The organism is Mycobacterium sp. DL (assembly GCF_039729195.1).
GTDB classification, from domain to species: domain Bacteria; phylum Actinomycetota; class Actinomycetes; order Mycobacteriales; family Mycobacteriaceae; genus Mycobacterium; species Mycobacterium hippocampi_A.
Map to the genome: position 1 here is coordinate 3,232,314 of NZ_CP155796.1, position 20,655 is coordinate 3,252,968.

At 67.0% G+C, this 20,655-nt stretch carries 19 protein-coding genes; 9 read left to right on the forward strand and 10 right to left on the reverse strand.

The window, feature by feature from the left end; genetic code table 11:
• Nucleotides 1-195 precede the first annotated feature (195 nt).
• The gene (locus tag ABDC78_RS15355) at nt 196-1,410 is read left to right on the forward strand and encodes an acyltransferase (RefSeq protein ID WP_178360271.1); all 1,215 of its coding nucleotides are present in this window, start codon (nt 196-198) and stop codon (nt 1,408-1,410) included.
• Nucleotides 1,411-1,470: 60 nt separating this feature from the next.
• Nucleotides 1,471-2,154 (forward strand): GDSL lipase, encoded by a 684-nt coding sequence (locus ABDC78_RS15360; protein WP_178360270.1) that lies wholly within the window; start codon nt 1,471-1,473, stop codon nt 2,152-2,154.
• 156 nt (nt 2,155-2,310) lie between these two features.
• Here ABDC78_RS15360 and katG read toward each other — a convergent pair whose 3' ends face one another.
• Both katG and ABDC78_RS15370 read right to left on the reverse strand, forming a co-directional pair.
• Complete coding sequence (gene katG, locus ABDC78_RS15365) at nt 2,311-4,542, reverse strand: catalase/peroxidase HPI (protein ID WP_178360269.1); 2,232 nt, start codon at nt 4,540-4,542, stop codon at nt 2,311-2,313.
• 36 nt (nt 4,543-4,578) lie between these two features.
• Nucleotides 4,579-5,028 (reverse strand): Fur family transcriptional regulator, encoded by a 450-nt coding sequence (locus tag ABDC78_RS15370; RefSeq protein WP_178360268.1) that lies wholly within the window; start codon nt 5,026-5,028, stop codon nt 4,579-4,581.
• Between the two features lie 81 nt (nt 5,029-5,109).
• On the opposite strand from ABDC78_RS15370, the gene ABDC78_RS15375 reads away from it, so the two are divergent.
• Nucleotides 5,110-5,403 carry a Dabb family protein gene (locus tag ABDC78_RS15375; RefSeq protein WP_178360267.1) on the forward strand — a complete coding sequence of 98 codons (294 nt, stop codon included), beginning with the start codon at nt 5,110-5,112 and terminating at the stop codon, nt 5,401-5,403.
• A 21-nt stretch (nt 5,404-5,424) separates the two neighbouring features.
• Here the strand turns inward: ABDC78_RS15375 and ABDC78_RS15380 are convergent, their stop codons facing one another.
• Both ABDC78_RS15380 and ABDC78_RS15385 read right to left on the reverse strand, forming a co-directional pair.
• Nucleotides 5,425-6,168 (reverse strand): glutamine amidotransferase, encoded by a 744-nt coding sequence (locus ABDC78_RS15380; protein WP_178360266.1) that lies wholly within the window; start codon nt 6,166-6,168, stop codon nt 5,425-5,427.
• A 26-nt stretch (nt 6,169-6,194) separates the two neighbouring features.
• On the reverse strand, nt 6,195-7,343 hold the full coding sequence (locus ABDC78_RS15385; RefSeq protein WP_178360328.1) for an ABC transporter permease: 1,149 nt from the start codon (nt 7,341-7,343) through the stop codon (nt 6,195-6,197).
• Nucleotides 7,344-7,387: 44 nt separating this feature from the next.
• Here ABDC78_RS15385 and ABDC78_RS15390 point away from each other — a divergent pair, with 44 nt between their 5' ends.
• Complete coding sequence (locus tag ABDC78_RS15390; RefSeq protein ID WP_178360265.1) at nt 7,388-8,272, forward strand: enolase C-terminal domain-like protein; 885 nt, start codon at nt 7,388-7,390, stop codon at nt 8,270-8,272.
• Between the two features lie 83 nt (nt 8,273-8,355).
• Here ABDC78_RS15390 and aceA read toward each other — a convergent pair whose 3' ends face one another.
• From aceA to tenA, 5 genes are all read right to left on the reverse strand, one after another.
• Nucleotides 8,356-10,644, reverse strand: coding sequence for an isocitrate lyase ICL2 (aceA, locus tag ABDC78_RS15395; RefSeq protein WP_178360264.1), 2,289 nt, complete (start codon nt 10,642-10,644; stop codon nt 8,356-8,358).
• Nucleotides 10,645-10,704: 60 nt separating this feature from the next.
• Nucleotides 10,705-11,349: a uracil phosphoribosyltransferase gene (gene upp / locus ABDC78_RS15400; RefSeq protein ID WP_178360263.1), complete on the reverse strand. Its 645-nt coding sequence runs from the start codon at nt 11,347-11,349 to the stop codon at nt 10,705-10,707.
• A gap of 18 nt (nt 11,350-11,367) precedes the next feature.
• The gene (locus ABDC78_RS15405) at nt 11,368-12,630 is read right to left on the reverse strand and encodes a URC4/urg3 family protein (protein WP_178360262.1); all 1,263 of its coding nucleotides are present in this window, start codon (nt 12,628-12,630) and stop codon (nt 11,368-11,370) included.
• Nucleotides 12,627-13,901 carry a GTP cyclohydrolase II gene (locus ABDC78_RS15410; protein ID WP_178360261.1) on the reverse strand — a complete coding sequence of 425 codons (1,275 nt, stop codon included), beginning with the start codon at nt 13,899-13,901 and terminating at the stop codon, nt 12,627-12,629. The genes ABDC78_RS15405 and ABDC78_RS15410 overlap by 4 nt, the downstream gene beginning before the upstream one ends.
• Before the next feature lie 103 nt (nt 13,902-14,004).
• Nucleotides 14,005-14,715, reverse strand: a complete 711-nt coding sequence (tenA, locus tag ABDC78_RS15415; RefSeq protein WP_178360260.1) for a thiaminase II — start codon at nt 14,713-14,715, stop codon at nt 14,005-14,007.
• 88 nt (nt 14,716-14,803) lie between these two features.
• On the opposite strand from tenA, the gene ABDC78_RS15420 reads away from it, so the two are divergent.
• The 5 genes from ABDC78_RS15420 (at nt 14,804) to ABDC78_RS15440 (ending at nt 19,929) form a co-directional block, all read left to right on the forward strand.
• The gene (locus ABDC78_RS15420; RefSeq protein ID WP_178360259.1) at nt 14,804-15,505 is read left to right on the forward strand and encodes a DUF899 family protein; all 702 of its coding nucleotides are present in this window, start codon (nt 14,804-14,806) and stop codon (nt 15,503-15,505) included.
• 50 nt (nt 15,506-15,555) lie between these two features.
• On the forward strand, nt 15,556-16,053 hold the full coding sequence (tpx, locus tag ABDC78_RS15425; RefSeq protein ID WP_178360258.1) for a thiol peroxidase: 498 nt from the start codon (nt 15,556-15,558) through the stop codon (nt 16,051-16,053).
• A gap of 198 nt (nt 16,054-16,251) precedes the next feature.
• Complete coding sequence (gene ripD / locus ABDC78_RS15430) at nt 16,252-16,851, forward strand: NlpC/P60 family peptidoglycan-binding protein RipD (RefSeq protein ID WP_178360257.1); 600 nt, start codon at nt 16,252-16,254, stop codon at nt 16,849-16,851.
• A 356-nt stretch (nt 16,852-17,207) separates the two neighbouring features.
• A complete protein-coding gene (locus ABDC78_RS15435; protein ID WP_178360256.1) occupies nt 17,208-17,966 on the forward strand; it encodes a PE-PPE domain-containing protein in 759 nt (252 codons plus the stop codon).
• A gap of 127 nt (nt 17,967-18,093) precedes the next feature.
• On the forward strand, nt 18,094-19,929 hold the full coding sequence (locus ABDC78_RS15440) for a fatty acyl-AMP ligase (protein WP_178360255.1): 1,836 nt from the start codon (nt 18,094-18,096) through the stop codon (nt 19,927-19,929).
• A gap of 2 nt (nt 19,930-19,931) precedes the next feature.
• On the opposite strand, the gene ABDC78_RS15445 is transcribed toward ABDC78_RS15440, so the two are convergent.
• On the reverse strand, nt 19,932-20,639 hold the full coding sequence (locus ABDC78_RS15445; protein WP_178360254.1) for a type II CAAX endopeptidase family protein: 708 nt from the start codon (nt 20,637-20,639) through the stop codon (nt 19,932-19,934).
• Nucleotides 20,640-20,655: the final 16 nt, after the last annotated feature.

The window sequence follows — 20,655 nt, forward strand, 5'->3', positions numbered from 1 at the left end:
CGTTCCCCTCGATTGACAATGACCCGACACTACCTTGTGGGGTGCACCTGACGGGCGACGCGTGGCGCGGCGTTGCGGGCCGCCCAACGGGCACCGCCGCTGGTAACCTGCGACCGGTCGCCGGCGTGATCGGGGAGGCGGCCCCGCGCCGATTCTCGACTGACGACGTCGAAGACACCGCAGAATCCTGACGAAATGAGCCGTGTGCGTTCCGGAGAGATCAGGGCCCTATCCGGCCTGCGTATCGTCGCCGCACTGTGGGTGGTCCTGTTCCATTTCCGGCCGATGCTGGCCGAGGCGGCGCCGTCTGCGAGTACGGCTCTGGCGCCGGTGCTCAACGCCGGTGCGCAGGGAGTCGACCTGTTCTTCATCCTCAGCGGCTTCGTCCTGACGTGGAACTACCTCGACCGGATGGGCGACGCCTGGTCGACCCGGGAGACTCTGCGCTTCCTGTGGCTGCGGTTGGCCAGGGTGTGGCCGGTCTATCTGGTGACGATGCACCTCGCCGCGGCGTGGATCGTGTTCACCCTCTATGTCGGCCACGTGCCGCCCGAACCGCCGGTGGTGGACTCGCTGAATGCGACCAGCTGGGTGCGGCAGGTCCTGCTGATGCAGTTGTGGTTCCAGCCGTATTTCGACGGATCGAGCTGGAACGGGCCGGCATGGTCCATCAGCGCCGAGTGGCTGGCCTACCTGCTGTTCGGCGGCCTGGCGTTGGTGGTCTTCCGGATCGCGTCCGCCACCCGGGCGCGCGGCCTGATCTGTCTGGCGATCGCCGCCTCGCTGCCGCCGGTGCTGCTGCTGTTGGCCAGCGGTGTGTTCTATACCCCGTGGAGCTGGCTGCCCAGGATCGTGATGCAGTTCATCGCGGGCGCCCTGGCGTGCGCGGCGGTACACAAACTCCGGCTGTCCGACCGGTCGAGGCAGGCCGCCGGGGTGGCATCGGTGCTGTTGGGGGCGGTGATCATCGGCGGGCTGTATCTGCTGGACGCGCACCCGCCCGGTTCGTTGTACGACGCGGGCGGCCTGGTCGACGTGCTGTTCGTCCCGCTGGTCGTCACGCTGGCCATCGGAGTCGGCACGCTACCGGCGCTGCTGTCCACCGGTGTCATGGTGTACCTCGGCCATATCTCGTTCAGCCTGTACATGCTCCATGAGATCGTCCACACCGCGTGGATCTGGACGGTCATGCAGTTCGAGATCACGTTGACGCCCAGCTGGTCGGCGAAGCTGGTGGTCCTGAGCCTGATCCTGCTGGCCACTGTCGGAGCGGCACTGCTGTACCACTCGGTCGAGGAGCCGGCGCGGAAGTGGATGCGCCGCATGGTCGACAAGAAGGGGCCACCGGCGGTCCGTGCCGCGGACCCGCCTCACAGTCGGCTGCAATCGGTCGCCGTGCGCGCCGGATAACGGTTCGCACCTGCGGCGAGTCATCGCGGTTCGCGCCACAGCCGACTCTAGGCTGGTCCAGTGAGTCGCCTGGTGGCTGTGATGGTCTCTCTCGCTGTCTTTTTTGGCGTCCTCGGCGCGCCCGCGATTCGAGAGCACGATGTGCGTCTGACGGACTTCGCCGTCAACCGGATCTCGGTGATCGGCGATTCGTACACGACCGGGGGTCAGGAGGGCGGCACCGGCAGCAAGGGGTGGACGAGCCAGGTGTGGCAGGCACTCGCCCAACACGGCATCGCCGTCACACCGACGGTCGCCGCCGAGGGCGGGGCCGGGTACTGCACCCGCGGCAACCGGGGCAGTGTTTTCGAGGACCTCACCGTCCGAGCGGTCAAACCCACCGATGCGCTCGTCGTGGTGTTCGGGTCGCGCAATGACATGGACGTCGACCCGACTCGGCTGTCGATCGCGATGTACGGGACGCTGCAGATGGCCCGCCAGATCGCCCGATCGGCGAAGTTCCTCGTGGTCGGGCCGCCGTGGCCGACCGCCGACCCGCCGTCGTCGATCCAGCGGATCCGCGATGTTCTGGGCTATCAGGCGGAGTTGGCGGGAGCGACCTTCGTGGACCCGATCGCCGGTCGATGGTTCGTCGGAAGGCCCGAGTTGATCGGCGCTGACGGGGTGCACCCCACCGACGCCGGCCACACCTACATGGCGGCGAAGATGGCCCCGCTGATCGGCGCGCAACTCAGCCCGTACTGAGCTCTCGGGGGGCGTTGAGACTGCACCCCGGGCGGGGGTTACTCCAACTTTCTCGCCCTGAATGCAGTCTCGATGCCAGAGGGGCGCCAGCCCCGACCAAAAAGAGGCGCCCAGCTGCAAAAACCGCAGCTGGGCGCCCCTTTCCGAGCAGAGCTGTTACTCGAGTCCCTTGCCGGCGTCGTAGCGATCGGCGTCGAGGACCTTCGACCACGCAGCGGCGAAGTCCTTGACGAACTTCTCCTTGGCGTCGTCCTCGGCGTACACCTCGGCCACTGCCCGCAGTTGCGAGTTCGATCCGAAGAGCAGATCGACGCGGGTGCCGGTCCACTTCTGCGCACCGGTGGCGCGGTCGGTACCCACGTAGGTTCCGTCGTCGGCCGGCGACGGCTTCCACTCCGTGCCCATGTCGAGCAGGTTGACGAAGAAGTCGTTGGTCAACGCGCCCGCCTTGTCGGTGAGGACACCGTGCGTGGTGTCACCGAAGTTGGTGCCCAACACACGTAGACCGCCGACGAGGACCGTCATCTCCGGAGCCGACAGGCCGAGCAGGTTCGCCCGGTCGACGAGGCGGAACTCGGCGGGAAGCTGGCCGCCCTTGCCCAGGTAGTTGCGGAAGCCGTCGGACTCGGGCTCCAGGTAGGAGAACGACTCGACGTCGGTCTGCTCCTGGGTGGCGTCCCCGCGTCCGGAGGTGAAGGGCACCTCGACGTCGAAGCCGGCATCCTTGGCCGCCTTCTCGACACCGACCACACCGCCGAGCACCACCAGATCGGCGAACGACACGCCTGTGCCGGACGACTGCTGGATCTCTTCGAGCTTGCGGATCACCTGTGCCAGTTCGTCGGGCTCGTTGACCTCCCAGCCGAGCTGGGGCTGCAACCGGATACGGCCGCCGTTGGCGCCACCGCGCTTGTCACTGACACGGAACGATGACGCGGCCTTCCATGCGGTCGAAACCAGCTGCGACACAGTCAGACCCGAGTCGGCGATGGCGGTCTTGAGTGCGGCCACGTCCTCGGCGGACAGTTCGGCGCCTGCCGGCACGGGGTCCTGCCACACCCAGGTCTGCTGCGGCACCTCGGGTCCGAGGTAGCGGACCACCGGACCCATGTCGCGGTGCAGCAACTTGAACCAGGCCTTCGCGAACTCCTCGGCGAGTTCCTCGGGATGGTCGAGCCACCGGCGGGTGATCCGCTCGTAGATCGGATCCTCCCGCAGCGCCAGGTCGGACGTCAGCATCGAGGGGTGCGTCTTGCCGGCACCGAACGCCTCGGGCACCGAATTCGCCCAGCCGCCGTCCTTCGGCCGCCACTGGTTCGCCCCTGCGGGGCTCTTGAACAGCTCCCACTCGTTGCCGTACAGGATCTCCAGGTAGCTGTTGTCCCACTTGGTGGGGGTGTGCGTCCAGATCACCTCGAGACCACTGGTGATGGCGTCCGGCCCCACACCGGTGCCCTGCGGATTGGCCCAACCCAGGCCCTGCAGTTCCAGCGGAGCGGCCTCCGGTTCCGGACCGACCAGTTCGGCGTCGCCGTTGCCGTGGGTCTTGCCGAAGGTGTGGCCGCCGACGATGAGAGCCGCGGTCTCCACATCGTTCATCGCCATCCGGCCGAAGGTCTCGCGGATGTCGATAGCCGATGCGAGCGGATCCGGATTGCCGTTGGGGCCTTCGGGATTGACGTAGATCAGCCCCATCTGCACTGCGGCGAGCGGATTCTCCAGATCCCGTTTGCCGGTGTAGCGCTTGTCGTCCAGCCACTCGAGCTCGGGACCCCAGTAGACGTCCTCCTCGGGCTCCCAGCGATCCTCCCGACCGAAGGCGAAGCCCGCCGTGCGGAAGCCCATGTCCTCCAGTGCGACGTTGCCGGCGTAGACCATCAGGTCTGCCCAGGACAGGTTCTTGCCGTACTTCTTCTTGACCGGCCAGAGCAGACGACGAGCCTTGTCCAGGCTGGCATTGTCCGGCCAGCTGTTCAGCGGGGCGAACCGCTGCATGCCGGCACCGGCACCGCCACGGCCGTCCTTGACGCGGTAGGTGCCTGCGGCGTGCCACGACATCCGGATGAAGAACGGGCCGTAGTGCCCGAAGTCCGCAGGCCACCAGTCCTGCGAGGTGTGCATCACCTCGACGATGTCGGCGCGCACCGCGTCCACATCGAGAGACTGCACCGCGGTGGTGTAGTCGAAGTCCCCATCGAGTGGGTTGATGACGTCGGGGTTCTTCTGAAGGATCTTCAGGTTGAGCTGGTTGGGCCACCAGTCACGGTTGCCGCCACCTTCCACAGGAGCAGTGACACGACCGAATCCGGCGGGGCAGCCACCTTCGGTCTGGTCGGTCTGGGCCTCTCCAATCGGCGGGCTGTCTTCGATAGGACGATCCTCAGGCACAACATTTCCTTCCGGGAGTGGTGAATTGGGCTGTGATCACTGGTGTGATCGCGACGTTTCGGTGAGCGAACAGTCCGGGCACAGACCCCAGTAGACGACCTCGGCTTCGTCGACGACGAAGCCGTCCAGGTCCCCCGTCGGATCGGACGGCGTCAGGCAGGGGGCTTCGCCGACAGCACAATCGACGTCGGCGATGGTGCCACAGGATCGGCACACGAGGTGATGGTGATTGTCGCCGACCCGGGATTCGTAGCGGGCGACCGAACCCGAAGGCTGGATCTTGCGCACCAGGCCGACGGCCGTCAACGCGGCCAGCACGTCGTAGACGGCCTGACGGGAGACCTCGGGCAGAACGGCCCGAACCGCGCCGAAAATCGTGTCGGTGTCGGCGTGTGGATGACCCTCCACGGCCTGCAGAACGGCTATCCTCGGCCGCGTCACGCGCAATTCTGCGTCGCGCAACACATCCGCGTAATCCGAGGTCACCTCAAAAGTTCTACGGCCTTTTTTGGACTGAGTCAAGTATCTCTTTTCCGGAGCGTCTAGCTGCGCTGTTAGGGTGCCCAGATGATCCGAAGTGTGGTTCTCGCCAAGCTGAGAGCCGGTTACGACGCCGGCGAGCTCGCCCAGATCCAGGACGGTCTGCAGAATCTGAAGTGTCCCGGAACGCTGAGTTACACGATCGGACTCGATGCCGGCCTGCGAGAAGGCAACTGGGACCTGGTGATCGTGGCGGACTTCGCCGATGACGCCGCCTACCGCGGATACGACGAGGATGGCGAGCACAACCGCTGGCGTGCCCGCCTGGCGAAGCTCATCGAGCAGGTGGCACGCGCGCAGTTCGAGGTACCCGGGACCTGACCGAGCGGCCGCGTGGCTGTCTCAGCGCGTCCGGGCGTACCGCTGCGCAAACCTCCGCAGGATGACCATCGGATGCTCGACCACCCGTTGTCGCGCAGCGTCTTTGAGAGAATCAGCGGTCTCCGGCGCGAAGTACCCGTAGTCCTTGTAGACGTCGATCCGCATGCAGACGCCGTCCACGTCGAGTTCGGGGTGAAACTGGGTGGCGTACACGTTCGCGCCGACTCGGAACGCCTGGACCGGGCAGTCGGGCGAGGTCGCCAGACAGACGACGCCTTCCGGCAACGAGGAGGCCGCCTCCTTGTGGCCGCCGAATGCGTCGAAGGCGTCGGGCAAGCCGGCGAACAGCGGGTCGGCGTGGCCGTCCGCAGTGAGCTCCACCGTGAGACCGCCGACCGGTTCGCTGTGGGCGCGGTCCACCACGGCGCCGACAGCCGTTCCCAACGTGCCTACCCCGTAACAACATCCGAGGAAAGGGAAATCGTGGGCGATGACCGTGGCGAGCAGCTCGCCCAATTCCGCCTCGACCCGGCGCTGGGTCGGCGACTTCGTTTCGGGTTCATCGCTGACGTTGTACGGACCGCCGCCCAGGACGATGCCCGACCACCGCGACAGATCGATGTCGCCCAGCGGCTGTCGGGTCAGCCGAATGCGGTGCATACCGTGCTCGTCGAGTGCCGCGAACCGCATCATCGCGCGGTATTCGTCGTCGGCGGCCTCGTCCTCGCCGCGGATCGACAACAACAGGAACGGGGCGTCGGCCACGGCGTAAAGGGTAACCGCGGCTGCGCTCAGGACGCCTTCCGGTAGACCACCATCTCGCGGGACAACCGCCGCCGTAGCCCGGTGTCGCGGCTGCACGCCACCGCGAACACGGTGAGCAGCAACCAGCTCAGTACCGCACTGGCCAGTACCAGGGCGAATGCCGCCCAGGTACCTCCGGCCAGCTCTGCGGACGCCTTCTGCTTGGCCCACAGGCGCCAGTAGATCATCAGGTTCACGGTCAGCCCGACGCCGTAGGACACCCCGAACGACAGCAGATACGGCTTCCAGGTGCCGTCGGTCCACCGCGCGGAGACGGGTTCGTGGCGCAGCGGGGCGACGACCGAGAGGACGTTGCCGACGCCCAACCAGATGAACACCATGGTCACCAGCTGATCGACCATCGCCACCGGGTTGACGTCCGCGGTCATCGACAGGAACACGATGACCGGCAGACCCGCAAGAGTGACCAACGCGGCCATCGCGAGGTTCTTCGACACCAGGATCCGCCACAGCCGATCGCCGCTCTGCAGCATCACGCGGACCCGCTCGGCCTCGAAACACAACGCATTGGTGCAGATCACGCTGCCCACCACCGCGGCGAACAGGTACAGGGTCAGCCGACCGGCGTCGTCGTAGCGGGTCAGCCCGGTGAAGTGATAGAAGCTGACCAGCGACAGCGCGATCGCCAACGTGATGACGACGCGGGCCAGGACCGAGCGCGGCTTGTCAGCCAGCAGGTGGCGCACCTCCGCCAGCACGCTGACCCCCAGGGCCCGCATCCGGCCTGCGAACCTTCCGACTCCGGCTCCACGCACCTGGGTGACCGCCGTCGCCGACGCGGTCCGACGGGACGCGGCGACGGCGAGGACGGCTTCGGCGACCGCAGCCCTGGCCAGCCCCACCGCGACAACGGCGTTCGCGTCGGCTTGCGCGCCCGGGGCCGGGGATCGCGGAGACGTCGAGACGGCCCGCGCCTGCTCGCGAGCGCGCGCCAGCCAGAACGGGTCCGCTCCCGCTGCCGCGATGTCAGCACCGACACCGCCGGCGGCGAGCTCGTTGCGGGCCCTGGCCTCCGCGCGCATCAGTGCGCCGTCGTGGTCCCAGTCCGCCGCGGCAGCCGCGGCATCCACATCACGCAGGTATTCGGCGAGATGGCGCAGCTCGTCGATCGGCATGGCGCTCACTCAACCATCTCCGGCAGGGGATAGCTTTGCGGTCAGTGAGAACACTCATCGACTTCGACGACGCTCCGGTGTTCGGCTTCCCGGTCGCCGGTGGTGTCCGGGTGGGCGTGTTGGTGGAGGGTCCTCAGGGCTGGGGTGAGTTCAGCCCGCCCGCCGACTGTGACGCCGCGCTGGCCGCGCGTTGGCTCACGGCGGCGATGGAGCCGAGCACCGTCGGGTGGCCCGATGCAGTGCGGGGTCGCGTGCCGGTGACCGCCGCGCGGATTTCCATCGGCGCCGGACCACGGGCTTCCGACGAGGGCGCCGCCCGGCTGGCGGCGATGCGCGACAGCCTGGAAGGCGGCGCGTCGGTGCGTTGTGTGGTCGAAGTCGGCGACCCTGTGGACACGGCCGCGCTGATCACACGATTGAACGGTGTCGCAGGCGGTTTGGAGCTCGTGGAGCTGACCTGCGGCAGCCTCGACGATGCGATCGCCGTGAGGCGCCGCGTCGACGTGCCGCTTGCGGTGGACGCGGCACTGCTGACCGAGGCCGGACGACATGCCGGAGCCGCCGATATCGCCGTGCTGCGGTGTGGGCCACTCGGGGGAGTCCGCCGCGCGATGCGCCGCGCGGAGGCGCTCGGGTTGCCGTGCGTGGTGAACCTGACCGGGCAGACGAGCATCGGCCAGGCCGGCGACGTTGCACTTGCCGCGGTGCTGCCCGACCTGCCATTCGCCTGCGGGCCGGCCGACAGGCGACTGGCCGACGGCGACATCGTCGCCGAAGCCCGTTCGCTGATCCCCGCCGAGGGGTACCTGCCCGCGGCACCCATGCCTGCGGGACCCGATCCCGCTCAGCTCGCCCGGTTCACCATCACCGATCACGACACGGTCGACCGCTGGCGCGGATTGCTCCGCCGCACCGCCGAACTCCTCTGACCCCACCTCCCGCCGAAACGGTATTCCACGCGGCGAAAACACGAATACCCGCGCGTGGAATACCGTTTCGGCGAGTGTTGGGGCTAGTCCTGCTTGTTGATCAAGCGGGTCAGGGCCTCACGGTCGGGTGCGAGCAACTCCTCGATCCGCGCCTTGTTCACGTCGGCGACGATGATCTCGCCCACCTCCTGGTAGACGTCGCTGAAGATCCCGTGGGACTTCATCTTCTCGGTTTGGTAGATGTTGTCCTCGGTGGGCGTGACGTAGTAGACGATCTCGGCCTTGAACCGATGGATCAGCCAGAGATGGATCACGTCCATCAGCCGCTTCTGGCGGAGGTGCTCGGCGAAGGTGTTCTGGTCGCGCACGGTCAATATGCTGCGGCCGTGCCGGTCCTTGATCGGGTCGACGACGACGTTGGCCAACGGCTCGTCGCCGTCGCCGTAGATACCCAGGTCGAGCACATCGGAGCCGGCGCGCCTGGGCCGCAGCTGCACACTGAGCTTCTCGGAAAGCTTGTTGTGCTCGCTCCACAGTGCCAGCCATTCCTCCAACAGCTTCTTGGGCACCTCGGTCTGCACCAGGTGCTGATGCTGGGTCGAACCCTTGCCCATCGATTTGGTCGTCGCCGTCCGGCCGGACGACGCGGCCAGCGCGGCGTCGCTGCGCGGTCCTCCGACGAGGGTTTGTGGTGTGCGATAGGGCGATTCGACCAGTCGCATCTTGCGCTGAAGCCGCGCCAACGCCAACATGCCCTCCTGCCGGAGAGAGGTCGCGAACTCCTCGGAGGCGACACCGTCGACCTGATGGCCGCCGTAGGTGATGAAGTTGAAGACGAACCCCATCTTGCCCAGTTCCTCGGGGAACGCCCGCATCTCCTCGTCGGTCATGCCGGTGGTGTCCCAGTTGAACGACGGCGACAGGTTGTAGGCGAGCATCTGATCGGGGTAGACGGCGTGCACCGCATCGGCGAACTGCTTGGCGTCGGCCAGGTCGGCGGTCTTGGTCTCCATCCAGAGGATGTCGGCGAACGGCGCCGCGGCCAGCGACTTGGCGATCGCGTACGGGATTCCGCCGCGCACCTGGTAGTAGCCCTCGGGCGTCTTGACCCGCTCACAATCCCAGGCGACGTCGGCTCCCAACGCCCTGGCCTTGTCCCGGGCCGAATTCAGCGGTGCCCGTTCGGCGAACTCTCTCCACTCCGCGACGCTCATGTCCGACGGCTCACCTTCTCGGTCGCGGAACTCCAGAAGCTCGGCCACCGCGTCGCCGTAGGTGTTGAGACCGGCCTCCTCCTGCCAGGCGTCTACGAAGCGCGACTCCACAGTGTCGAAGGCGGCGTCGACGGACGGCTCGGTGCCGTCCTGCCAGGCGGCGGCGGTCTCGTCGATCACCGTCAGCAGGCCGACCCGCTCGAGCCATGCCTCGGCGGTCGCGTACTCCGCGTCGGGCAGTGCGTAGAGCAGATGGCCGTTCAACTCGGTCACGCCCTGGTCGTGGAAGCGCCGCATCATCGCCAGGAAGCACGACTTGTAGGGCGGGATCTTCAGATTGGTGGCGCCCAGCAGGAACGGCTGGTCCCGCTCGTCGGCGCGGCTGTCGATCAGGTTCGCCGCCTCGGCGTCGGTGCGGGCGACGATGATCCCCGGCACCCGCATGATGTCGAGCTGGAACCGGGCGGTGTTGAGCCGCTTGATCTGTTCGTCCGACGGCACCAGCACCTTGCCGCCCTGATGGCCGCACTTCTTCGTTCCCGGACGCTGGTCCTCGATGTGGTAGCCCGGCACTCCCGCCTCGACGAAGCGGCGGATCAGGTTGCGCACGTGCGGATCACCACCGTGGCCGGTGTCGGCGTCGGCGATGATGAACGGCCGGTAGTCGTAGGCGGGCGTCGTCTTGCGTTGGTCGTCGGTCATCCGCAACCTCAGGTACTGCTGATTGCGGTCTGCGGTCAATAGCGCCCGGACAAGGCCCGCAGCTTCCTCCGGCACCTGGCTCAGCGGATAGCTCGCGAGGTCGGGCCCGGGATCCTCGCTGATGGAGCCCTTGGCGGAGGTGGCCCAGCCGCCGAGATAGATGCCCTCGATGCCCATCCGTTTCATCACCACGGCCTGGCCGGGGGAGTAGGGGCCGAAGGTGGTGATGCTCTTGCCCTGCTCGTAGAGCCGACGTAGGTGCGGATAGAACGCCGTGGCGGCCTCTCGGGCGACTGCGTAGTCGGAGGGGATCGTGCCGCGCTGCTCAGCGACCTGCCGGGCGGTGAAGAGACGGATGATCCCCTCGAACCGGGGACTGTCGAAGTAGCTCTGCGTTTCGGCGACATCCCGCTCGAACGGCGTCTGCGGTTGGAGGTCAGCTTCGATGATGGCCATAACTCACAGTACGGCGCACACCACCGCGGTGGGAGCCACTTCGGGTTGGTTGGGTGGGGGTTATTTGGTGCCGAAGATGCGGTCACCTGCGTCGCCGAGTCCCGGCAGGATATAGCCGTGCTCATCGAGTTGCCGGTCGATCGCGGCGGTGTAGATCGGCACGGCGGGATGGGCGTCGGCCATTGCGGCGATACCTTCGGGACAGGTCAGTAGGCAGACGAACTTGATCGACTTCGGCTCGTGCTCGCGCAGTCGATCCACCGCAGCCACCGCCGAGTGGCCGGTGGCCAGCATCGGATCGACGACGACGACGTCGCGTTCGTGCAGATCACCGGGCATCTTGAAGTAATATTCAACCGCCACAAGGGTTTTAGGGTCGCGGTAGAGGCCGATATGGCCCACTCGGGCCGACGGGACCACCTCGAGCATGCCGTCGAGAATCCCGGTCCCCGCCCGCAGGATCGACACGAATACCAGCTTCTTGCCGTCGATCATCCGGCCGGTAGTGCGCTCCATCGGAGTTTCGATCTCGACCTCGTGCGTGGCGATCTCGCGCAGCACCTCGTAGGCCATCAGGACCGACACCTCCTGCACCAGCCGGCGGAAGCTGTTGGTGGAAATGTCCTTTCGGCGCAGCAGGGTGATCTTGTGCTGGATCAAGGGGTGCTCGACAAGATGCACTCCGCCTGCGCTGATGCTGCTCATGTAGCCTCTTGGCCCCTTTCAGAAAACCGTGCCGTCGCTGGCGATGACCAGTGGCGGTAGACCGTCACGCAGGCGTTGCGCCATCGCGCGGCCCGCTGCCCATGTGCCGCCCTCGAGCACGCAGGCCAGCGGCATCTGCGCGGCGGTCATCCCCAATCGGGAAGACACCAGCGGCGCGAGTTCGTCGAGCAGCGCCACCGTCAGCGCCCGCCACTCGACGACGAGTTCATCGGCGGGAGTCCAGGTGCGTGTGGCGTATTCGTGCTCACGCATCCGGAGCACCCCGGTGTCGAGAAGCAACCCGCCGTTGCGGTACTCGGGCAGACCGGTCAGGGCGTCCACTCCGGTCACCGTCACCCCGGCCCAGGTGAACGGCTCGATCAGCGAGTAGGTCAGCCACTGCGACAGTTTGTGCAGCGGCAGCCATCCGGCTGTCAGGCCGGGACCTGTCACCGCGTGGTGGCGCCAGCAGTCGCCCAGCGCCTCGGCGCCGATGGTGTTGTCCGACAGCCAGATCGGCGACAGGGACGTGAGCAGATGCGTCAGGATGTCCCTGGCGTCGACTTCATCGCCGTCTTCGGCGAGCGCATCGAACAGCCCGCCGGGCCTGCCCTGGGTGCCGAACACGTCAGGGTGGGCGGCCAGCGCGTCGCCCAGGCGACGCATCAGCTGCACTCGCCCTGACAGACCGACCAGCGGGTTGTCGGGCCCCACCTGGAGCATCCGGGCCAGGCGGTCCTCGGTCAACGCTCGCAGTCCGGCCGCGTCCACCCTCAGCGGCTGCGCCGGATCGCTGGAGAACATCCCGGCGACGAACCCGTGCCAGCTCGCGACGGCCAGACCCTCCGACCGGGTGAACCGACGGATGGTCTCGCCCCCGTGCTCGGCGAAGCTCCAGTCGGCTCCGGCGCCGGCGTCGAGCAGCACACTGACCACCGCGACATCGATCAGGGCCCGCGCCCGTTCGTGGCGCCCCGACGAGTCGAGCAGACGATCGAGTTCGGCACGTCGGTCCACTCCGCCGGCCTCGAAATGACGCCACCGGCTGTGGTACGGGATCACCAGGTCCGGGTAGCGGGCCGAGGTGACGGAGGTGACCTCGTCGGCAGCGGAGTGCAACGCGTCGTCGCGCACCGTGAACCAGCGTGAGTCACCCGCGCGGGCCCGGTCGAGCAGTTGCACGGACCGGGTGCGCACCGCATCGGTGGTACGCAGTATCGCGGCGGCATCAGCCGGCAGCGTCGCGCGCAGATCGGCGCTCGCACCGCTGCGCGCGTTCATGCGTCCAGGCCCCTGCCCTTGACCTTTCTGAGTTCGGTGGCGTCCGGTGCCGTCCCGGGGGTGTAGTAGCCGGCCGCCGTCTTCGCGTCGATCTCGACCTGCGCGTCGGCGGGAATGAGCTCGTCGGGGATCGACACCCGCTCACCGACCTCGATTCCGGATCCGGTGATCGCGTCGTACTTCATGTTGCTCATGGACACCAGTCGGTGGATCTTGCTGATGCCGAGCCAGTGCAGGACGTCGGGCATGAGCTCCTGGAACCGCATGTCCTGCACACCCGCAACACATTCGGTGCGGGCGAAGTACTGGTCGGCGGTGTCGCCGCCGATCTGGCGTTTGCGTGCGTTGTAGACGAGGAACTTCGTCACCTCACCGAGTGCGCGCCCCTCTTTGCGCGAGTAGGCCACCAGGCCGACCCCGCCGCGCTGCGCCCCCAGGATGCACTCTTCGATCGCGTGGGTGAGATAGGGCCGGCAGGTGCAGATGTCAGACCCGAACACGTCCGAACCGTTGCACTCGTCGTGCACCCGGGCTGTCAGTTCCACGCTCGGGTCGGCGAGGCCACGGGGGTCGCCGAAGATGTAGATCGTCTGGCCGCCGATGGGCGGTAGGAACACCTCGAGATCCGACCGTGTCACCAGCTCCGGGTACATACCGCCGGTCTCTTCGAAAAGCGCTCGCCGCAAATCGGTTTCACTGCAGCCGAAGCGCCGGGCCACACCGGGTAGATGCCACACCGGTTCGATCGCGGCCTTGGTCACCTGCGCCGCCCCGGTCGACAGCAGTACCCGTTCGTCCGGGATGAGGCGGCCCTTGACGATCGCCTCCCCGATCTCGGGCAGGATCACCTGCGCCTTGGTGACCGCGATCGTGGGACGGATGTCGAGTCCGGCGGCGAGTTCGTCGGCGAAGACCTCGGCCACCATCGCGCCCCACGGATCCAGGCTGACGATCGACGCGGCGTCGCCCCATTGCGGGTGGGGGCCGACGATATCCGTCGGCGAGGTGTTGGTCAGATCCGCACGGTGGTCACGCGACAGCGACCCCGCCGCGACGGCCAACGCGCGGTAGACGCCGTAGGCGCCACTGTGGGTTCCGACGACATTTCGATGGGCCCGGGTGGCCGTGGTTCCGACGACCGGACCACGCAGCGCCGCCGTGGGAGCACCCCAGACGATGGCCGGGGCGCCGGCGCCGCCGCTGTGTGAGGTCAGCCGGATGTGTCCGCCCGCGGGCTTCGGGGGAGGCGGTGCGGCGGCATCGGCGGGCATTACTTTCCTCGGCCTCCTCGGCGTCGTCTGCGCGGTCGTGAGGAAAGCCGCCAGCATAGCCACTGTGGACGAACGGCGCCCGCCGTCCGGCCGGCTCCCGGGTTCAGACCGGCCAGACCTCTTGCCGGTGGGCCGCGTCGAAGAACATCCACTCGTAGCGCGACGTCGTGACGAAGTGTGCGCGCGCACCCGACTCGTCCACCGGAGTGAGGCCCGGACCGGTCCGATCGGCCAGACGCAGGACCTCGGTGACGGTCGTGGCGAACTCCTCGCCTCCGTAGCTGTCGATCCAGCGTTGATAGCGGGCGTCGGTCGAGCCCCGCTGCATCAGCTCGGCTCCGACCTCTGCGTAGATCCAGTAGCAGGGGAGCACCGCGGCCAACCCGTCCGCGAAGCTGCCGCTGTAGACGGTGGCCAGCAGATAGCTGTTGTAGGCCTGCGTGGTGGGAGACACCGGAGCCGCTTCGACGGCGTCCTGACTCAGCCCGAGCGCGGGCAGCAGCTCACCGTGCAGCGCCAGTTCCACGTCGAAGACCTCGGCGGCATGCCGGGCGAACACGGCCGTATCGGCCAGCGTGGGCGCCTTCGCCGCCACCACCGCCAGTGCGCGAGCGTAGGCACGCAGGTAGTGGACGTCCTGGGCGACATAGTGCGCGAAGGACTCGGGGTCGAGGCTGCCGTCGGTGAGGCCGGTGATGAACGGGTGCGCTGTGATCGACGCGTAGACCGGACCGATCTCCGTCCACAGTCGGGTGGACCACGAATCAGGGTCAGCCGGGCCGATCCTCGGCGATGCGTTGTTGGTCTGGGTCATGACGATCATCCTGTCAGCGATGAGTAAACGGCTCGCTGTTGGTCAATACCGATGACCACACCGACCGAACTGCCGGAGAGTGACTTCCATGACCGAGACCAATGCCCTGCCGCCCGTGGCGGATGCCCAGACCTGGCGCGAGGAACTCGACAAGCTACGGGAGCGGGAGAAGGCCGCCACCCGCGAACTCGACTCGATCGCCGCGCAACGGCGCCGACTGCCGATGGTCGAGATGCCGGACTACACGTTGATCGGGGCGGACGGGCCGATCCGGTTCGCCGACATCTTCTGCGGACGCTCGCAGCTCATCGTCTACAACCACATGTGGAGTGACGGCGCCGAATGGCAGTGCGGCGGATGCACCGGCTACACATCACAATTCACCCGGCTGGACTTCCTCGACAGCTACGACGCGCGGTTTGTGATCGTGACCGCGGGACCGATCGACGAGGCGCTGGCCTACCGCGACAGGGTCGGCAACGCGATGGACTGGTACTCGTCGTCGGACAGTCCGTTCGCCTCCGATGTCGACGCGGCGCCCGGCACGGGGTTCGCGGTCAATGTGTTCCTGCGCGACGGTGACACCGTATACCGGACCTGGCATACCAACGGCCGGGGCACCGAGCAGCTCAGCCAGACCTTTCCGCTCATCGATGTACTGCCGTACGGCCGGCAGGAGGAATGGCAGGATTCGCCCGAGGGCTGGCCCAAGCGGCCGACGTACTCGGGCTGGTTGGACTCGCCTGATATCGCGAAGATGTACGGCAGACCCGCACCGTCGACTGCCTGAGGTCCACACCCAGACGCGACGCCGTGGGTGGCGCTTGGCAGACTGGTCGCATGGCACAGATAACCCTGCGGGGAAATGCGATCAACACCATCGGAGAACTGCCCGCTGTCGGATCGCCGGCGCCCGGCTTCACCCTCACCGGCACCGATCTCGGCGAGGTCAAGGCCGACGGCTTCGCCAACAAGCCTCTGCTGCTCAACATCTTCCCGTCGGTGGACACCCCGGTCTGTTCTGCCAGCGTCCGCACATTCAACGAACGCGCGGCCGCGGACGGGGTGTCGGTGCTGTGTGTGTCCAAGGATCTGCCGTTCGCGCAGAAGCGGTTCTGCGGCGCCGAGGACATCGAGAATGTGGAGATCGCCTCGGCGTTCCGCACCGGCTTCGGTGAGGACTACGGGGTCACCATCACCGACGGTCCGATGGCAGGTCTGCTGGCCCGCGCTGTTGTGGTGATCGGTGCGGACGGCGCCGTGACGTATACCGAGTTGGTGCCCGAGATCGGGCAGGAGCCCGATTATGACGCGGCCCTGGCGGCGCTCAAGGCGTGAGCCGGCACACACCCTAAACGGCGGCGCGCCGCCGTAGATCACCGTTCGATTCCAGTCCTGCATCTCCTTGCTCTGCCCTGCTGCGACAACGTCAATTCACGCCGACACGTGGTGTAGAAGTGGTCATAGTGACTGTTGTGAATCACTGACAGTCCGGCGCCACAGGGGTGCCGGCATCGGGAAAGCGGTGGAAGTGCCATGCGACGCGTTCTGGTCCTCGTAATCGGTTTTGCCCTTTTGGTGGCGACGCCAGGCCTCGCGACCGCCAGCCCGCGCTCGGCCACCAACCAGAAGGCCGTGGACCTGGTGATCGCGCGGGCCCTCTCGCAGCGCGGCGTCCCGTTCGCCTACGGCGGCGGCGGCGCCTCGGGGCCGAGCAAGGGCACCGTCTCTGTGCCCGAACCAGATCAGGCGGCGACCGATGCCGGGGCGCTCGACCTGGCGCCAGGACTGAACCTGCCTACCGTCACGCCGGGTCTCGGCGTCCCGGCACCCGCCCCCGAGCCACGACGGATCGAGGCAGTGGGTTTTGATGCGTCCGGACTCATGGTGTACGCCTACGCCGGTGCCGGGGTGAAGCTGCCGAGATCCTCGGGCGAGCAGTACAAGGTCGGCCAGAAGGTCACGCCGAACCTCGCGCTACCGGGCGACCTTCTGTTCTACGGCCCCGAGGGAACTCAGAGCGTCGCGCTCTTCATCGGCAATGGCCAGATGGTCGAGACCACCGACTCCGGGGTGGCCGTCTCACCGGTCCGCACCAAGGACATGACTCCGTATCTGGTGCGCATCATCGCGTGAACCCGCCCGGGCCGAGCGGACGCACTCGATGTAGTCAAACATGTTGACCAGCAGCTACTTTGACGCTCACCCCGCGGCCCGCTGAAGTCTGTACACCATCAACCGCGGGGTGCAGCAAAGCTTGGACAGACAGGTTCCGGGCGGCTCGCTGCACCCATCAGCAAACCAAATCCCAGCGTTCACGCGAGATGTCTCACCGGCGAGCCGAGATCACCGGCCATCGGCGAATGTGGTCACCCGGACTCGGGGGTCCGGGTGCCGGACACCACAGAAGGTCGATGCTGTTGCGAACTGCGATTGCACCGGCCTGAACGGGCCGACCTTTGAATCATCCTCTCCGATTGCGGACTTGACCGGTGTCGCTTGATCTCTGGTTGCCCTCCCAAGGGGCACTCATCTCGAGTGCGTGGTTGGAGGACAGCGCCGGAAAGGCCGGCGCTCCCGCCCCGGAGGATCTGTCCTTCGTTCTCGTCGCCAATCCGCTGCGCAAGTACGGCGGCGTACGCCCGGTGTACGACCTCGGCGACACGACCTACGTCCTGATCCGGAGCCAGAACATCCCACTACTGGAGCCCCTGCGGATCCTCGGTCTGAACGAACTGGCCGAAAGGCTCAACGACCCGCTCACGGCGATCATCGATTCCGCCGACACCCCGATCTTCTCGTCGTTGATGGCCGAACGCGACACGCAGTCAGACGATGCAACCGACGACGACGTCAGCACTGTGGTGATCGACGCCCCGCCGGCTGACACCGCGGTCGATACCAGCACTGACACCGATCCGGACGACCCCTCGATCTCCGATCTCGAGGCTGATCCGTCCGCAGATGACGACTCGGACGACTCGAACGACTACACCGCCTCCGAAGATCCGCAGTCAGGGCAGGACGAGGGCGACACTGCCGACGAGGGCGACACTGCCGACGATGTCGCCAAGGACGACTCCGACCTCGACGATTCTGACGCAGACGAGGACGAGGACGAGGCCGGTTCAGGAACCGATGAACAATCCTCCGAAGACGACAAGCCCGCCCGCTCCACCGACGATTCTTCGGATTCAGACCGTGCCGACTCTGGTTCGTCGGACTCCGACTCGGAGTCGTCTGCCGACTAGCCGGTGGTGTATTTGCATAGAATATGCTGCAACACAACGCTTTTGTACTGTGGCGGAACCCGCAGCAATCCGATGAGTGCGGAGCATCACGACCGGCGAGATTCTGGCGACGCCTAGACTGCGAGGCATGAGTCGCAGCGGCCCGCGCAGCACCGCGATCGGTGACGGACTGCTGCAGATCGGCGATTGCCTGGATGCCGGGGGCGGCATCGTGTTGCCACCCGGCGTGAACTTGATCTCCCTGATCGACCGCAACATCGCCAACGTCGGTGAATCGATCGCGTACCGCTATCTGGATTTCACCGGACCCGGAGGCGGCCACGCCCTCGAGATGACGTGGAACGAGCTCGGCGTCCGGATGCGTGCGATCGCGGCACGCATCCAACGAGTGGCCGGACGGGGAGACCGGGTCGCGATTCTGGCACCCCAGGGTCTCGACTACGTGGCCGCCTTCTTCGCCGCGATCAAGGCCGGCACCATCGCGGTACCGCTGTTCGTGCCGGAGTTGCCAGGTCACGCAGAGCGTCTCGACACCGCCCTGCACGATGCACAACCCACCGCCGTGCTGACCACCTCGGCCACACGAAACGGCATCGACGACTTCCTGGGCGCCAGGGTTGCCCCGACACTGCGCCCGGATGTCATCGTGATCGACGACATCCCCGACTCCGCTGCCGGAGACTATGTGGCGGCCGCAGTCAACGTCGACGACGTCTCCCACCTTCAGTACACCGGCGGGGCCACGCGCCCGCCGGTAGGCGTCGAGATCACCCACCGGGCGGTGGGAACAAATCTCCTGCAGATGATCCTGTCGATCGACCTGCTCGACCGAAACACCCACGGCGTCAGTTGGTTACCGCTGTATCACGACATGGGTTTGTCGATGATCGGTTTCCCCGCGGTCTACGGCGGTCATTCCACCCTGATGTCACCCACGGCCTTCGTACGCCGTCCGCTGCGCTGGATCGAGGCATTGTCGGCGGGCTCGCAGATCGGCCGGGTCGTGACCGCCGCGCCGAACTTCGCCTACGAGTGGACAGTTCAGCGCGGCCTGCCCGCCGAAGGGTCGGGGATCGACCTGAAGAACGTCGTGATGATCGTGGGTTCCGAGCCCGTGAACATCGACGTGATCAGGATGTTCAACGCCGCGTTCGCACCGTTCGGCCTGCCCCGCACCGCGTTCAAGCCGTCCTACGGGCTGGCCGAAGCGACCTTGTTCGTTTCGACCATCGAGCCCGCCGCCGAGGCCACTGTGGTGCACCTCGATCGTGAACGGCTCGCCGCCGGCCACGCCGTCACAGTAAACTCCGAGCATCCGCGGGCCGTGGCGCAGGTGTCGTGCGGCACCATCGCCCGGAGTCAGTGGGGTGTGATCGTCGATCCGCAGACGTCCGCCGAGATTCCCGATGGCCGGGTCGGCGAGATCTGGTTACAGGGAGCGAACATCGGCCGAGGCTACTGGGGCAGACCGGAGGACACCGACCGCATCTTCGGTGCCCACCTCACCTCGACCTTGGCGACGGGCAGCCACGCAATGGGCGCTCGATCGGCTGGAACATGGTTGCGCACCGGAGATCTCGGCTGCTATCTGGACGGTGAGCTCTTCGTCACCGGTCGCATCGCCGACATGCTGACCGTGGCGGGGCTCAGCCACTACCCACAGGACATCGAGACCAGCGCTGCCGAGGCCTCGCCGATCATCCGGCGTGGTTATGCCGCGGCGTTCACAGTGCCGGGGGAGGCCGGTGACAGCATCGTGGTGGTCGCCGAGCGCGCCGCCGGAACCGCACGCATCGACCGGGCATCAGCGGTCGACTCGATCAAGGCTGCGGTGCTGCACCGCCACGGACTGCCGGTCAGCGACGTGCGCATCGTCCCCGCGGGATCGATCCCACGGACGACCAGCGGCAAGCTGGCCCGACGAGCCTGCCGCAGCGACTATCTCGGCGGCGCGTTCGACTGAGGTCACCCCGTGGGCACAGCGCCGGCGACCGTGAACATCAGCACCAGCCCGGGGAGCAGGTTGGTGACTTGATGGGCGACGATGCTCGCCGTCAGATTGCCGGTGTAGAGCCGGGCCAGCCCGATCGGGAGCGCCACCACGAGCAGCAGCGGGGCTCGGGTCCATTCGAGGTGCGCGATCGCGAACACCACGGTGGTGACGCCCAGCGCCACCCAACGCCCCCAGCGCCGCTCCACCGCACCCCACAGCAAGCCGCGGTAGAGGATCTCCTCGCAGAACGGGGCGACGATCACGATGACGATGAACACGACGACGGCCCACGCCCAGGTAACGCGGACTCCGCCGAACACCTCACCCGCCGCGGAGTTCGCGTCCTCGCCTACGACAGCCACCCAGAGCAACGATGCGGGCAACGTCAGGAACAGGCCGCCGATTCCGAAGAGCAGACCCGATCCCGCGCTACGCCAGGACCATTGGAGCCTCAGGTCGCAGCGCGGACCATTACCCCGGATCATGGTGATCAGGATCGCCAACGCGGCCGCCAGGAGTGTGGGCACTGCGACGGCCACGACCACCGTCAGAATCTGCGGAGACCCGCGACCGCCCAGCAGGAACGCCAGCGACAGCGCCGACAGCAGGTACACCAGTTCGACGACCAGGAAGGCTCCCAGTCCCCACCGGTGCGGGCGCGACTGCAGTTCAGCGTCCACACCCGCCGACGCTAGC